The sequence below is a fragment of the Massilia sp. Dwa41.01b genome (assembly GCF_014171775.1).
GTDB lineage: Bacteria > Pseudomonadota > Gammaproteobacteria > Burkholderiales > Burkholderiaceae_D > Telluria.
Genome location: NZ_CP050454.1, coordinates 1,928,417 through 1,942,864 on the forward strand (window position 1 = coordinate 1,928,417; position 14,448 = coordinate 1,942,864).

The following is a 14,448-nucleotide window of genomic DNA, read 5'->3' on the forward strand; positions in this document are numbered from 1 at the left end:
TCGGGCGACCTGGGCCGCCTTGACGCTTCGTACTTGTTGCCGTTACTTGGGATGCTCAGGCAGCGGGGTGCGCCTGAGGGCAACATAAAAGCATTTCAGCCAAACAAAAGTCAAATCGACGTGGATTTTTGTTTGTCACTTACAACACGTATAAGCTCAGGTGATGGGAGGATGCGCGTTTGCTAAGGCAAGCGCATAAAAAAACTTGCCCATGCATAAGTAAAACTGATGCATGGGCAGTGGGGGGAGGGAGACGGGATCAGCCGCGTGCCGGTTCGGCGACGTAGATTTCGACGCGGCGGTTGCGTGCGCGACCGGCGTTGTCGTTGTTCGAAGCGATCGGCTCGCGTTCGCCGCGGCCTTCGATGCTGATGCGGCTCGGGTTCACACCGCGCCCTGCGAGGTAGTCGCGGGTGCGGGCGGCGCGGTCGACCGACAGCGGCTGGTTGACCGCATCGGTACCGGTGTTGTCGGTATGGCCGATGATGACGACGTTGGTGGCCGGGTTTTCGTTCAGCGTGGCGGCAAAGCGCTCGAGGACAGGCTGGAAGTTCGACTTGATGTCGGCGCGGCCGGTGTCGAACGAGATGTCGCTCGGGATCTCCAGTTTCAGGCGGTTGTCCGAGGTCTGGCTGACCTGCACGCCGGTACCCTGGGTGGCCTGTTCCATGGCCTGCTTCTGCTGTTCCATGCGCTTGGACCAGATGTTGCCGATGACTGCGCCGGCGGCACCGCCGATGACGGCGCCCTTGGCCGCGCGGCTGCCGCCACCGCCGTGGTGGTGCCGCCGATCAGCGCGCCGAGTGCCGCGCCGGCCCCGGCGCCGGTGGCGGTGCCTTTCTGGGTGGCGCTCATGTCGGCGCAGCCGCTCACGCCCAGGGCGAGGATGGTGGCGGCGATGGCGGATTTGGTCAGATTGCTATGCATAGTGCTCTCCTAGAAAAAAATCCGTTTCGGAGGCGCGCCCGTGGGGCGCGTCCGCGAAACGGATTGGTCAAACAACTTCGGTACTGCGGGTACCACGCCGCGGCATTGCGGCGCAGACCAGGTCAGGTACTGCATGGCCTGTCTATATTCCTCGACCGCTGATCAGGCGTACCAGGATCATGATGACGGCAACCACCAGCAGGATGTGGATGAAGCCACCGATCGTGTACGAGGTGACCAGGCCGAGCAGCCACAGGACGATCAGGACAATGGCAATGGTGTAGAGCATGATGTGTCTCCTCATTCAACCGGCGCCGCAAGTGGCGCCGTGAAATCAGTATCGCTCTCCCTGCTCAGCATCACCGTTCGATGGCGTACATTTCGCGCAATTTTTTTTCAGGCGCGCGATTTCATGCGCGATCCGTCGTCGCCGCGCAGGCCGGGAATCCAGCCCATGAAGCCGAGCAGGCCAACGATGCCGATCAGGCAGGTCAGCAGTCCACCGCTGACCAGGAAGACGACGTCGTGCGCGGCCAGTTCGGGTCCTGCTTCGGCCGGTGGCCCGACGGACACGAGCCCGAAGCCAGTAACCACCAAACCCCAGACGATGATGCCGATCCATGCAAGGCTGTTCATGCTGTTCCCCTTTCGACGTTGTGTGGCGCGGCCGATCCGCACGCGGCGGCCGCGTTGAACGCGTAACAAGCGTAGGAATCCATTGTCGGGGTAGCTCAGCAGTATTTCCGTGCGATGGCGCACATTGCGCTGTGGAAAATGCTAAAAAAGTCGAGGCCGGCGATCCTTGCGGAAGGCCGGCCTCGGGATGGAAGGGGGCAGGGCTCAGGCGCTGCGCAGGTGCCCCTTGACGATGCGCACGCGGTCGCCGCTGCGCCATTGCGGCTCACTGCTCTGGCGGAAGGTACGCAGGCTGCCGTCGTCCAGGCGCACCCGGATTTCATAGGTGGTGGTGGCCTTCATGTTGCCCTCGACCCGGTTGCCGACCACCGCGCCGCCGACCGCACCGGCGACCGTGGCCAGTTGACGGCCGTGGCCGCCGCCGCCGACCTGGTTGCCCAGCAGGCCGCCGATCACCGCGCCCCCCAGCCGCACCCAGGCCGCTGCCCCGGGCACGCTGCTTGATGGCGCGCACCGATTCGATGTTGCCGCAGTTGCCGCACCATTTCGGTTCGGCGGCCGCGACCTGGACCGGCTTGGACCTCACCACGGTGTGCGGTGCCGGTTCCGGTTCCGATTCGCGCACGGGGGCATGGGCCGGGGCGCTCGGCGCCGGCGCATAGGCTTGCGCCACCTGCTGCGCGGGATAGGCGGGAGCAGCTGGAACGGCCGGGTAGGCGGGAGAGGCCGGATAGGCACCGCCCACGGGCTGCCGGGCCATGCCGACATCGGGCGCGACCGGGGCGACTGCCGCCTGGGCGCCCGGCATGCTCGCGGCCAGGGCGGCGCGGTCGGCTTCATTGAGCTGGCGGCTGGCATTGCCGCCGATCGAAGACGGGATCCAGCCCATGATGGCCGCGGTGCCGATCAGGCAAAACAGCACGACGGCCAGCGCCGCCAGCAGCAGCAAGGGGTGGTGCTGGGCACGCCCTGGAGGGTTCGGAATATTGTTCATGACGGTCCTTGTAGAAGGTGTGGGGGCATGCGCCCGCCGATGTAAAGATTGTCCCGAGGAACAACAGAGTATTCCGTGCGTCACCGAACATACTTCCCCTATCAGAGCCTTTACGCTGACTGAAATTGTTTGCAAATGTATCCGTCGCCGTTTTTTGCCCTCGTGGCGGGCGGCGGCCAACTGCGAGGGTCCGATGAACTTTGCTGTTTCTCCCGGCGTCGCCGAGCACAATGCCAATCAGCTGCTGGCCGCGCTCCCGCCGCAGGAGCTGGCCCAGGTGCTGCCGATGCTCGACCAGGTAAGGGTCGAGGCCGGCGAGGTACTGTCCGAGGCGGGTGAACCTTTTCGATATATCTATTTTCCGCACGACTGCCTGATCTCCCTGCTCGGGGTGGCGGGCGGGCGCATGACGCTCGAAGTGGGGCTGGTCGGCCGCGAGGGCATGCTGGGCGCCACCGTCGCGCTCGGCCACGAAACGGCCCGTGCGCGCCGTCGTGCAGCGGCCGGGCAGTGCCAGCCGCATGGACAGCGCGGCCTTCCGCGCCGAGTTTGCGCGCAACGGGGCGCTCCAGCGCGTGCTGTACCGCTATACCGACACCCAGCTGGCGCAGGCGATCCAGATCGCCGTCTGCAGCCGCTTCCACGTGCTCGAGGCGCGCCTGGCACGTTCGCTCCTGATCACGCGCGACCGCCTGCAATCGGACAAATTCCACCTCACCCACGAATTCCTGGCGCACGCACTGGGGGTGCGCCGGGTTGGCGTGACGAAGGCCGCCAGCGCGCTGCAGCAGCAGGGCCTGATCATCTATAGCCGTGGCAATATCGAGATCCTCGATGCCGACGGGTTGGCGGCGGCGGCCTGCACCTGCTACGAGATCGTCAAGGACGCGGGCGTGGGGGCGCTGTCGAGTGCGTTCGTGTAGGCTTCGAGCCCGTGCGGATGATGAGGGCGCAGGTCCCTCGGCGGTGAGGCCGCGTGGACTCAGGAGTTCACCCTGCGATTGTTTCGGGCCGTAGGGTGGAGTTCGTAGGGTGGAGTCCCGACTCCACGCGGTATCACGCACGCGCGTCGAGACCCCGAACCATTCCAGCATGCCTTCAAACGCAACGCCCCGCCTGCACGATTGCAAGGCGGGGCGTCCCGTGTGTTTGCCTGGTACTACAAGCTTGACTGCAAATTAGTGGGTTTTGCCGGTCTGGTTGCCGATGACACCGCCAACCGCTGCGCCGCCGACCGTGCCCGCTGCGCTGCCGCCGGTCAGGGCGCCGCCGATGACCGCACCGGCACCTGCGCCGATCGCGGTGTTCTTGTCCTGTTGCGACATGTTCGAGCAACCGGTCAGGCCCAGTGCCAGGGTAGCCAGGGTAGCGCTCACTGCCAGGTGTTTGATGGTTTTCATGATGGATCTCCTTTGGTGGGTTAAGCGAACCTCAATCGCTGCGGTGCCTGAGCGGCGTCGCGGACGCCATCCCTTGCACGCGCAACGGTTTGACGAGGTCCTTACTTCAGGCGCAGGTCGTTCTTGACCGACTTCACGCCTTTCACGGTGCGCGCAACCGACGCTGCGGTTGCCACGCTGTCCGCCGAGCTGACAAAACCGCTCAGCTGCACAATGCCTTCCCGGGTCGCGACATCGATATCGGCCGCCGTCAACTCCTTACTGCTTCCCAGCGCCGCCTTCACGCCGCTGGTAATGGCACCGTCGTCGACCGGCACGCTGGCGGCCACCATGGTGTTGCTGCCGCATCCGGCCAGGGTCAGTCCGAAAGCCAGGCTTGCCAGCAGCGCCAGGGCAGGTAGTGAATGCGTCATGCGAGTTCCTCGATGCCCGAACCGGTGGGCGATGGTTACAGGCTACGCAGGCTGCATGGTCGAGTCTGTTCGAGAACGCACACAGGCAGCTCGTCAGCGCGTCCGGGTCTTGCCCGGCGGCGGCGCGGTCGGCTTCTCCCCTGCCAGCGCCACCAGGCGCCCGCACTCGCTGTTCTCGCCCGGACCGGTGTTAATCAGGGGCAGCAGCGCCGCTACCGGTGCCGCCACCGCGGCCAGCGCCGCAGCACCGCCCGCCTTCAGGGCCAGCACCTTCTTGTCGACCGAGACGTCAGGCTTGCTGAACGGGCCGCGCACGTACAGCGGGGCGCGCAGGGTGAACAGGCGCAGTGCCTTGGTTTCCGGCTTGATCGTCAGGTCCATCTGCTCGTTGGCCAGGCTGATGCTGCCGTTGACGTTGATGAGCGCTTCCTCGGTGTCGACAACGAACACGTTCGACTGCATCAGGCCCTTGTTGACGTCGAAGTCGGCCGCCATGCAATTGAGCTGCACCGGCTTGTCGCCGAACAGCTTGGTGACGACGATGTTGCCCACGTTCAGGCCCATCATCTCGAGCAGCATCTTGCTGATCGTGCCCTGGTTGACCAGTGCCTTGACTTCGCCGTTCGAGGTGGCCAGCAGCGAGGCGACCGAGGTGCCCGTCGCCGACAGCTGGGCGTCGCCGTTGATCGTGCCGACCGTTGCCTGCATCTTCTCGATGGTCGGGAACAGCTGCTTGATCTCGATTTTGCGCGCGCTGACCTTGGCCGTGGCCGCGATCGTGTTCTTGCCCTTGGCGCCGCTGCCGTCCAGCCGGATCGTCGAACGCAGGGTACCGCCGGCCACGCCGAAGTCGAGCGGCGCCAGCGTGATCACGCCGTCCTTCATGACCAGGTGGGTCGAGAGCTTGCTGATCGGCAGTGTCTTCTCGCGGCGGATGCTCTCGGCGGTGTAGCGCACGTCGGCATCGATCGCCTTCCAGCGCTCGGTGCGGAACTCTTCCACCGGCAGCACCTTGCCGCCCGGCTGCACGGCATCGACGCCGCGCGCCTTCTTGCTCTCGTTCGAATCGCCGCCGACCAGCGGGCCGAGGTCGGAGAACAGCAGCTTTTGCGTCGCCACGTTGCCGCTGAGTTTGCCGCGGGGCTTGCCGCCTTCGTAGACCAGCTTGCCGCTGATGTCGCTGCTGCCGACCTTGCCCTTGAAATTCTCGTAGGTCCAGCGCCCGTATTCACGGTCGAGTTCGCCGCGCAGGCGGCCCGAGGTCGAGAAGGCCGGCGTTTCCGGCAGCGTGATCCTGGTGAAGTTGTACAGGCGCGCCATGCTGCGGCCGGCCAGTTGCAGCTGCAGGTCGACGGCTTTCAGCTTGGCCGGGCTGGTGACGGTGCCCTCGATGGCGATGCGGCTGGGGCCGCTGCGCATGTCGGCCTTGACCGGGTAGGGTACGTTCTGGTCCTTCAGCGACAGCACCTGGCCCACCTTGCCCCCGCCGGTGACGGGCGCGCCGTTGTAGCTGCCGGTCACTTCGAATCCGACGCCGTACCTCGGGTCGTTCGCCAGCGTGCGCACGTGCGCGGTGATGTCGGCGTCGGTGACGGCATCGACCACGCGCACGACCCCGTCGGTCAGCACCACGCGCTCGAGGTCGAGCTCCCACTTCGATTCCTTCTTTTCCTTTTTGTAGACCCAGTTGTAGTGGGTGCTGTCGGTGCGCTGCAGTTCCACGCGCGGCGAGTCGAAGCGCAGCACGGGGATGCCGATGGTGTGGTGCAGAAGCCCGAAGGGGTTGAGCGAGAACGAGAACTGGCGCACGCTGGCCATGTCCATCTGCTTCATGTTCGCCGGGTTACCGACGTGCACGTCGTTGGCGATCAGGTGCGGCCAGGGCAGCCAGTCGCGCAGGTGGCGGTCGCTCGGGGCCATGCTGCGCGCGGGTACTTCCCATTGCACGGCCAGGTTGCCGCGGATGGCGAAGGGCCGCTCGATCGCTTCGCTGACCTTGGCGTTGAGCCAGGGCCGGGCCCGGTTCCAGTCGAAGGTCAGGATGAAAATGACGGCGATGACGGGAATCGCGATCAGGGTGGCGAGGACGCCGAAGAGGATTTTCTTCTTCTTGTGCCCGCCGTGCTGCTTGGCGGTGCCGGGTGGGGAGGTGGTGTCGGGCATGACGATCCTTTGCGTGGGAGTCTGTCTTGGGGCCAGATTAGCGCAAAGGGTATGGTCATCAATGTGCGGTGTCGCACCGTGTGGCAGTCGAGCTTTCGGGAAGTGCCCTCTATGTGCGGCAGCGAACCGAACTCGGCTGATAACAAGCTTATAACGTTAACAACTTCCTCACATAAACAGGAGATCGCAATGAACCCAATTCGCCCAATGAATCAGCTCGCCGGCGCCGCTGCGCTGGCCGCGATGCTGGCATTGACGGGCTGTGCCAGCCCGAACCGGGCGCCGGCCGCGGCCGACGTGGCGGTGTCGAAGAATGCCGTCGACAACGCCGTGCAGGCCGGCGCCGCCGACCTGGCACCGGAAGAGATCACGGCCGCGCGCGCCAAGATGATGCGCGCCAGCGAAGCCCTGGCCGCGAAGGACTACAAGCTGGCACGCGAACTGGCGGTGCAGGCCCAGGCCGACGCCCAGCTGGCCCAGAGCAAGGCCAATTCGGCCAAGGCGACGGCCGCGTCGAACCAGCTCAACGAGGATCTGCGCGTGCTGCGCCAGGAAGTCGACCGCGCCAATTCGCAATAACTCGGCAGTAAAGCGCGGCAGTAAAGCGCGGCAGTAAAGCGCGGCAGTAAAGCGCGTGCAGTAAAGCGCGCGCGGCAAGCCGGGCGGCTTGCCCGCCACGCGACAACGATGCAGCAGCGCCGGCAGTGCGCTTCCCCGGGGCGCCGGCGACATGAACAACACCAACGCGCCACCGCGGCGCCCATGGAGGGAAAGATCATGCAAGTACGCTTCCTGAAACCGGCCATCTTCGCCAGCGCCGTGCTGCTGGCCGCCTGCAGCACCACGCCGACCACCACGCCGACGCTGGACCAGGCCCGGGCCGACTTCGTCGCCGCCAACAACAACCCGCAGGTGTCGAGCTACGCGCCGCTGGAGTTCAAGCAGGCCAGCGATGCGCTCGACAAGGCCAATGCCGCCGCCGCGAAGAAGGAAAGCCTGGAAGACATCGACCGCCTGGCCTATGTCGCCAAGCAGAAGATCGCCACCGCCCAGGAAGTGGCCCGTACCAAGGCCGCAGAAGCCAACATCGCCTCGGCCTCGCAGGAGCGCACCACCGTCCAGCTGGAAGCGCGTACCGCCGAGGCCGAACGTGCCAAGCGCGAAGCCGAGCAGGCGCAAGCGGCCGCAATGGCTGCCCAGCAGCAGGCCGCCAGCGCCCAGGACCAGGCCCGTGCCATGGCCGAGCGTACTGCGAAACTCGAGGCGATCCTGGTCGAGCTGCAGGCCAAGCAGACCGAGCGCGGCATGGTCGTCACCATCGGCGACGTGCTCTTTGCCACCGGCAAGGCCGACCTGACCGCCAACGGTATGTCGACCCTGCGCAAGCTGGCCGACGTGATGGCGCAGAACCCTGAGCGTACCGTGCTGGTCGAAGGGTTTACGGACAACGTCGGCAAATCCGACTACAACCAGGAGCTGTCGCAGCGCCGTGCCGACGCCGTGGCGAACGCACTGGGCAGCATGGGCGTGGCACGCCAGCGCATCGCCACCCGCGCCTATGGCGAAACCTTCCCGGTCGCGGCGAACGATACCGCCGCCAACAAGCAGCTGAACCGCCGCGTCGAGATCGTGCTCTCGAAAGACGCGCAGCCGATTCCGCCACGGTCGGCAGGGCGCTGATGCGCCGTAATGCAACCTAGAGGAAACATCATGGAACAGACCACCCCGAACCTGGCACATGGCTTCGACGTCGAGGCGATCCGCCGCGCCGCCGCCAACCTCGATGACGGCGCCGTCACCGTGGGCTACCAGGCCGACCGCGAAGCCGTGATTGCCATGCTGAACGACGCGCTCGCCACCGAACTGCTGTGCGTGCTGCGCTACAAGCGCCATTACTACACCGTGGGCGGCCCGAATACCACCGCCATCAAGGCCGAGTTCCTCGAGCATGCCCAGCAGGAGCAGGACCATGCCGACCGCATCGCCGAGCGCATCGTCCAGCTCAACGGTTCGCCGAACTTCAACCCGGCCACGCTGACGGCCCGTTCGCATGCCGAGTACGACGATTCGGACGATGTCCAGGCCATGATCCGCGCCGACCTGATCGCCGAACGCGTGGCAATCGAGTCGTATCGCCAGATGATCCTCGCCATTGGCGACAAGGACCCGACCACGCGCCAGATGCTGGTCGAGATCCTTGCCGTCGAGGAAGAGCACGCCGACGACCTGCGCGATTTCCTCGCAGCCTGATTCTTTTTACCTTCTACAACAACCAACAACAGGAGTTCATCATGCTAGACACCACCACCCGCGGCACCTCCCGCTCGATCGACAGTAGCCTCAACAACGCCAGCGCCGACATGAAGCTGCTGGTCAAGGACGCCCAGGCACTGCTGACCGCTGCCGCATCGCTGACCGGCGAGAAGGCCGAAGAGTTGCGTGGCCGCGGCATGGAGCTGCTCGACCGCGCGATGGGCAAGGCCAGCCACTACCAGGGTCAAGCCAAGGTCAAGGGCAAGGAACTGGCCCAGACCGCCGATGTCTATGTGAAGGACAACCCGTGGCGTACCGTCGCCGCCGCAGCGAGCGTCGGCCTGCTGGTCGGCATCTACCTCGGCCGTAAATAATTCCACCGGAGAACGCCATGGAAAAGACCGAAACCGTCGTGCATGGTCCTGGACTCATGGGCGGCATCTCCGGGCTGGCGAAGAACCTGTTCGGCCTCATCGTGTCGCGGGTGGAACTTGCCGCGCTCGAGATGTCGGAAGTGCGCAATCACGTGATCGAACTGCTGGCGATCTTCGCCGGCGCCGTTCTCGCCGTGTGGTTCGCATTGGCCTACGGCACCGCGACGATCGTGGCGCTGGCCTGGGACGCCATGGGCTGGAAGATCCTGCTGGTGCTGTTCCTGGTGTTTCTGATTATCACGGCCGTGCTCGTGATGAAGGGGCTGTCCATGCTCAAGCAAGGCAAGCTCGCTTTCCCGGAAACGATGAACGAACTCCGTCACGACCGCGACGCGCTGCTGTAGGCGCCTGACCCAGGGGAAGAACATGGAAAAACACAATCACAAGGACGAGCCGACCGGCCTGGCCGGCCACAAGCACAGCCGCGATCCGGTCACGCGCAAGGCCGAGTTGCTGCGCGAAGGCGAGTTCTATCGCGCCGGCGTCACCTACGCCAAGGCCCAGGTGAAGCACGGTGCGCGGCCGGAAGTCATGCTGCATTCGGCGATCGACCACGCTACCTGGGCACTGCGGGCCCGTGCCGATGCTCTGCTGAAACCTACCGGTACGAGCATCTCGGTGCTGGCACCGTACGCGCTGGGCGTTTTCAATTTCGTGCGCCAGCGCCGCATGGGCAAGCAAGCTTTGGCAGGCGCGGTGCTGCTGGGCGTGGCGGGCTGGTTTGCCCAGCGGCGCCGGGCGCAGCGCGAGATCTGAAGCAGGGGCGTGCGCCATCAGGCGCACGCGCAACGCATGTCGTCGCAGGATTTTCATGCCCTTCGCCTGCCATCCGGGGCGAGGCGGCATGAAGAGCGTCTGGCAAAGCCCTCCGGGCGCTTCGCGGAAATCGCGTACGGGAGTACCCGGTTGCACGCGACGCCGCACATGGCGGCGCACATGGCGGTTTTTCAGGCGCGCCATGCATCATGAATAGTGGCAGCACAAGTGCAGTGTCATGCCGGACAGGTAAGCTGATTCCAGCGCAGGCTTCTGCGCAGCACGCGCCGCGTTCGCGCAAGCGGGCGCCCCGCCCGAGCGCTTTGCGGCATGATGGATACCAGGCGCGATCGTTCGGGCGCGGTTGGTCGGCTTGTTTGAGCGCCGGTCTGCATCGCGCGGGCTGGACTCGCGGCAGGACACGACGCAGCGTGTCAACGAAGGCCGGCTTGTCGCCTTCGATACGCGGACAACGCGCAGTCCGTCGTGCCGCTGCAGGATGGTTGGCGTGCACGCGCCGTGACGCCGCAAGCGACGTCGACAGAATATGGTGGGGCTTGAGCGGCGTCGCAATCGTTGATTGGACGCCGTCTTTTTTTTGTGGAGCGCCACCACGCGGCGGCATCCTCCCGCGCGCCGCCGTTCGCGCTGCCGGGCGACCCATGCCGTGCCGGATCCAAGCCGTGACGCGCCCGCCTAGCGCGCCGCCTAGCGTGCCGGCTGCGCGCCGGTTTCGCTACGCAGGCCCGCCATCTCTTCCTTGTAGGTTTCCTGCGCCGCCTTCAGGCAGGCGGCGCGCCCGGCTTGCGGGCCCGGCGGCACGCGTGCCTGGCTTCGTCCAGCGCCGCCGCGATTTCCTTCTGGCGCGAGCGCATCCGCTGGCCAGCGGTCGCGTCCTCCTTGTACCAGCGCGCCGGATCGCCCTGCGCGATCTCGCGTGCCTGCTTGTTCGCCGCGGCCGGCGCCACGTTCGCATCGCTGCTCTGCGCGAGGGCGAGGCCGCTGGTCGCCAGCAGCACACGCCGGCCAGGGTGGCGGCAAGCGAGCGGCGTATCGATAGTCTGTTCATCTGCACCTCCAGAATGGAAACGGGCCGGCAGGCGCCGGCCCGGTTGCATGACCGGCTTCCCGCACCGGCCCCGGGAGGGCGCGGCGCAGGGCGCGCTGCGGAAGGATGCGAATCCATCCGGGCATGCCGTCCGCCGTATCGACGCCGGGGTCTCGCGGGAATCAGTAACGGTAGGCGCGGCCGTCGACCAGGCGCACGCGGTTGCCCGGACGCAGATCATAGGCGCTGTCCTGGACCACGGTGCGGTATTCGCCATTGTCCATGCGGACGTTGATCTGATACATCTCCTGGCCATTGGCGTTGCGGTTGCGCTCGACGTTGTTGCCGATTGCGGCACCGGCGACGCCGCCGGCCACGGTGGCGGCGGTGCGGCCGCTACCGCTACCGACCTGGTTGCCTGCCAGTGCCCCGACCAGGCCGCCGACGACGGCGCCGGCACCGCTGGTGCGGTTCTCGCCCTGCGTGACCTGGATCGATTCGATGGTGCCATAGCCCATCGATGCCGTGCTGCCATAGCTGCCGGCATTGGCGTAGCCGCCGCTGTTGGGGTTGCTGTACGACGGCGAGCTGGCGCAGCCCGAGAGCAGGGCGCCTGCGGCGACCACGGCTGCTGCAAAGGTACGGGTAGTTTTCATATTGTTCTCCTGACAAATGATGTACATGCAGATTAGACATCCCAGCGGCAGGGGTCTGTGCGATCACGCACGCATTGTTGCCGGTTTGATATGACTTTAAGACATCGCATGCTTATGTTCGGCAGCGAACAGAATCGCTGCCGCGTTAGGCGTAAAACGTTATTAGCGTTTTGATAAATGGAGTACGAGAACATGACGGCGAAAATGAAAAACGTGCATGTGCTGCTGATCGCCGGGGCCGCGTTGATGTGGTCCAGCCAGGGCCGTGCCCAGTCCGTGCCCGACGCGAAAACGGCCTACAACCAGGCACGCGACCTGGCCGCCGCCAACTACAAGGTGGCGCGGGCGCGTTGCGATGCTGTCACAGGCAATCCGCACGATGTCTGCGTTGCCGAGGCCAAGGCCGAGCGCGTACGCGTCGAGGAAGAGGCCGGCGCTGCCTACAAGAACACCCTGAAGGCTTACACCCAGGCGCGCATGCGCATTGCCGACGCCAACTACGAGCGCGACAAGGCGCGTTGTGGCGCCACCACGGGCAACGACCGCGACGTGTGCATCAAGCAGGCGAAGGCGACGCTCGTCGCCGCCCAGGCCGATGCCAACGCGGACCGCAAGACGATCGAAGCGCGCAGCAATGCGCGTGAAGACAAACTGACGGCTGAATACCGGGTCGCACTGGAAAAGTGCGACGCGTTTGCCGGCGCGGCGAAAGACAAGTGTGTCGACGCCGCCAAAACCGCGTACGGAAAGTGACGTACCGGCGCTCTCCTGAGCATTGCTTGACCTTTGACCAACGATAGAAAGGGATACATCATGAAAATCACCCAACGTCTCGCCACCGCCGTCTTTACCGGCGCCCTCGCTTTCACCATGGTTGGCTGCTCGTCCTCGCCGACGAAGGAAAGCGCAGGCGAATTCGTCGACGACAGCGTCATCACCGCCAAGGTGAAAGCAGCCTTCGCCGCTGACCCAACCGTGAAAGCGACCGAAATCAACGTCGAGACCTTCAAGGGCGACGTCCAGCTGTCGGGCTTCGTGGCCCAGCCTGGCGATGCACAGCGCGCCGTCGAGGTTGCACGCGGCGTGAAGGGTGTAACATCCGTCAAGAACGACATCCGCGTGAAATAAGCAGCGCCGCCGTGGCGGCGGTCTGGCAACTTTTTTTGGCAAACACATGCAACTCGCCAGTCCAGGCTCGGTCGCAACCGAGCCGAACGATTCCGCCGCCATCGGGGCAGAGCCGGCCATACAGGCCGACTCTGCCGCACCAGAAGTCCATGCCGGGCCAGGCGACGAGCTGACCCTGCACGCGGGCAGCCTGCGGCTCCCCATCCATGTGAACGCCCGCGGCCTGTCGCTGGGTATCCTGGCCACCGTGGCCTTTGTCTTTGCGCTCCAGTGGGCGCAGAAATTCTTCGTTCCCCTCCTGCTCGGCATCTTCATTGCCTATACCCTGAGCCCGGTCGTGCGCTGGCTCGAACGCATCCACATCAAGCGCATTGTCGGCGCCACCCTCGTGACGGCGCTGCTGATCGGCGGCCTGGGCGCCACCATGTACCGGCTGCAGGACGAATTCTTCAACATCATCGACGAGCTGCCCACGCTCACCCACAAGGTCACCAGGCTGCTCAGTACCGCCGCGTCCGGGCAGGGCTCGACGATCCAGCAGATGCGCAAGGCTGCCGCCGAGATCGAGCAGGCCACCGCCAGCGTCGGCGAGAACCGCGACGGCCGCGTGGTGCAGCGCCGCCCGAGCGTGTCGCAGCCGCATGCGCCGGCTTTCCGCATCACCGACTGGCTGCTGGCCGGTTCGGTCGGACTGGCGGCCTTCCTCACCCAGGCGACCATGGTGGTCTTCCTCGTGTTCTTCCTGCTGCTGGCCGGGGACACCTTCAAGCGCAAGCTCGTCAAATTGACCGGTCCCTCGCTCACGCGCAAGAAAGTCACGGTGCACATCCTGGACGACATCAATACCTCGATCCAGAACTACATGTTCATGCTCCTGGTGACGAACATCCTGCTGGCGCTCCTGATGTGGGTGACGCTGCGTGCGATTGGCCTGGAAAACGCCGGCGCCTGGGCCATCTTCGCCGGCGTGGCACACGTCATGCCCTATTTCGGACCACTCCTGATCACCACCGCCACCGGGCTCGTCGCCTTCCTGCAATTCGAGTCGCTGCGCATGGTCATTTTGGTCGCCGGCGCCTCGATGGGCATCGCTACCCTGGTCGGCATGGTCGTCACCACCTGGATGACGGGCAAGATCGCCAAGATGAACCCGGCTGCCGTGTTCGTCAGCCTGCTGTTCTGGGGCTGGCTCTGGGGCATGTGGGGACTGCTGCTGGGCGTGCCCGTGGTCGTGATCCTGAAGGTCGTGGCCGAGCGCGTCGAGGGAATGGAAGTGCTGGCCGAGTTGCTCGGGGAATAGGGGCCGCACCCTGCCTGCTCCTGCCGAGGTGGACCCGCTCTCGTAGGGTGGAGTCGAGACCTCCACGCTGTTTCGTGCCCTTGCGCCCCCGGTCCTGTGTGCTGCGAATTGCGGTTCCGCTCTCGTAGGGTGGGGTCTCGACCCCACGCCGTCTTTCGTGCCTTTGCGCACCCGGCCCTTTTGCTGCCAGCTGCGGTTCCGCTCTCGTAGGGTGGGGTCTCGACCCCACGCCGTCTTTCGTGCCTTTGCGCACCCGGCCCTTTTGCTGCCAACTGCGGTTCCGCTCTCGTAGGTGGGGTCGAGGCCCCACCCCACGGATTGGCAGGCGCACTGGTTCGCG

17 protein-coding genes and 3 pseudogenes are annotated in these 14,448 nt (G+C 65.4%); 10 read left to right on the plus strand and 10 right to left on the minus strand.

The window, feature by feature from the left end:
• Positions 1-259: 259 nt before the first annotated feature.
• The 5 genes and pseudogenes from G4G28_RS08725 to G4G28_RS08740 form a co-directional block, all read right to left on the minus strand.
• Positions 260-927: pseudogene (locus G4G28_RS08725) on the minus strand (OmpA family protein).
• A gap of 142 nt (positions 928-1,069) precedes the next feature.
• The gene (locus tag G4G28_RS08730; protein ID WP_136223041.1) at positions 1,070-1,216 is read right to left on the minus strand and encodes a lmo0937 family membrane protein; all 147 of its coding nucleotides are present in this window, start codon (positions 1,214-1,216) and stop codon (positions 1,070-1,072) included.
• A 107-nt stretch (positions 1,217-1,323) separates the two neighbouring features.
• Positions 1,324-1,563, minus strand: a complete 240-nt coding sequence (locus G4G28_RS08735; RefSeq protein ID WP_182987973.1) for a hypothetical protein — start codon at positions 1,561-1,563, stop codon at positions 1,324-1,326.
• 204 nt (positions 1,564-1,767) lie between these two features.
• Positions 1,768-1,977 (minus strand): annotated as a pseudogene (locus G4G28_RS28095) (hypothetical protein); the annotation flags it as partial.
• Positions 1,883-2,557, minus strand: a complete 675-nt coding sequence (locus G4G28_RS08740; protein ID WP_308602012.1) for a hypothetical protein — start codon at positions 2,555-2,557, stop codon at positions 1,883-1,885. The gene G4G28_RS08740 and the pseudogene G4G28_RS28095, both read right to left, overlap by 95 nt.
• 193 nt (positions 2,558-2,750) lie before the next feature.
• Between G4G28_RS08740 and G4G28_RS08745 the strand changes: the two are divergent.
• Positions 2,751-3,480 (plus strand): annotated as a pseudogene (locus G4G28_RS08745) (Crp/Fnr family transcriptional regulator).
• Between the two features lie 255 nt (positions 3,481-3,735).
• Here G4G28_RS08745 and G4G28_RS08750 read toward each other — a convergent pair.
• From G4G28_RS08750 to G4G28_RS08760, 3 genes are all read right to left on the minus strand, one after another.
• Positions 3,736-3,957, minus strand: coding sequence for a glycine zipper 2TM domain-containing protein (locus G4G28_RS08750; protein ID WP_182987974.1), 222 nt, complete (start codon positions 3,955-3,957; stop codon positions 3,736-3,738).
• A 101-nt stretch (positions 3,958-4,058) separates the two neighbouring features.
• Entirely contained in the window at positions 4,059-4,370 is a 312-nt protein-coding gene (locus G4G28_RS08755) for a BON domain-containing protein (RefSeq protein ID WP_182987975.1), read from the minus strand.
• Between the two features lie 93 nt (positions 4,371-4,463).
• The gene (locus G4G28_RS08760) at positions 4,464-6,533 is read right to left on the minus strand and encodes an AsmA family protein (protein WP_183108249.1); all 2,070 of its coding nucleotides are present in this window, start codon (positions 6,531-6,533) and stop codon (positions 4,464-4,466) included.
• A 189-nt stretch (positions 6,534-6,722) separates the two neighbouring features.
• On the opposite strand from G4G28_RS08760, the gene G4G28_RS08765 reads away from it, so the two are divergent.
• The 6 genes from G4G28_RS08765 (at position 6,723) to G4G28_RS08790 (ending at position 9,976) form a co-directional block, all read left to right on the plus strand.
• Positions 6,723-7,112 (plus strand): DUF4398 domain-containing protein, encoded by a 390-nt coding sequence (locus tag G4G28_RS08765; protein WP_183108250.1) that lies wholly within the window; start codon positions 6,723-6,725, stop codon positions 7,110-7,112.
• Between the two features lie 198 nt (positions 7,113-7,310).
• Positions 7,311-8,213 (plus strand): OmpA family protein, encoded by a 903-nt coding sequence (locus tag G4G28_RS08770; protein ID WP_182987976.1) that lies wholly within the window; start codon positions 7,311-7,313, stop codon positions 8,211-8,213.
• A gap of 30 nt (positions 8,214-8,243) precedes the next feature.
• The gene (locus tag G4G28_RS08775) at positions 8,244-8,783 is read left to right on the plus strand and encodes a bacterioferritin (protein ID WP_182987977.1); all 540 of its coding nucleotides are present in this window, start codon (positions 8,244-8,246) and stop codon (positions 8,781-8,783) included.
• A gap of 41 nt (positions 8,784-8,824) precedes the next feature.
• Positions 8,825-9,160: a YqjD family protein gene (locus G4G28_RS08780; protein ID WP_182987978.1), complete on the plus strand. Its 336-nt coding sequence runs from the start codon at positions 8,825-8,827 to the stop codon at positions 9,158-9,160.
• A gap of 17 nt (positions 9,161-9,177) precedes the next feature.
• Positions 9,178-9,564: a phage holin family protein gene (locus tag G4G28_RS08785; protein ID WP_229424920.1), complete on the plus strand. Its 387-nt coding sequence runs from the start codon at positions 9,178-9,180 to the stop codon at positions 9,562-9,564.
• A 22-nt stretch (positions 9,565-9,586) separates the two neighbouring features.
• Entirely contained in the window at positions 9,587-9,976 is a 390-nt protein-coding gene (locus tag G4G28_RS08790) for a hypothetical protein (RefSeq protein ID WP_182987979.1), read from the plus strand.
• A gap of 782 nt (positions 9,977-10,758) precedes the next feature.
• Here G4G28_RS08790 and G4G28_RS08795 read toward each other — a convergent pair.
• On the minus strand, positions 10,759-10,995 hold the full coding sequence (locus G4G28_RS08795) for a hypothetical protein (RefSeq protein ID WP_183108251.1): 237 nt from the start codon (positions 10,993-10,995) through the stop codon (positions 10,759-10,761).
• A 211-nt stretch (positions 10,996-11,206) separates the two neighbouring features.
• On the minus strand, positions 11,207-11,680 hold the full coding sequence (locus G4G28_RS08800; protein WP_183108252.1) for a glycine zipper 2TM domain-containing protein: 474 nt from the start codon (positions 11,678-11,680) through the stop codon (positions 11,207-11,209).
• Between the two features lie 192 nt (positions 11,681-11,872).
• On the opposite strand from G4G28_RS08800, the gene G4G28_RS08805 reads away from it, so the two are divergent.
• From G4G28_RS08805 to G4G28_RS08815, 3 genes are read left to right on the plus strand one after another with little or no spacing between them, the layout of a single operon-like run.
• Positions 11,873-12,433: a hypothetical protein gene (locus G4G28_RS08805; protein WP_229424921.1), complete on the plus strand. Its 561-nt coding sequence runs from the start codon at positions 11,873-11,875 to the stop codon at positions 12,431-12,433.
• 60 nt (positions 12,434-12,493) lie between these two features.
• A complete protein-coding gene (locus G4G28_RS08810; RefSeq protein WP_182987982.1) occupies positions 12,494-12,808 on the plus strand; it encodes a BON domain-containing protein in 315 nt (104 codons plus the stop codon).
• 46 nt (positions 12,809-12,854) lie between these two features.
• Entirely contained in the window at positions 12,855-14,108 is a 1,254-nt protein-coding gene (locus G4G28_RS08815; RefSeq protein ID WP_182987983.1) for an AI-2E family transporter, read from the plus strand.
• Positions 14,109-14,448 lie beyond the last annotated feature (340 nt).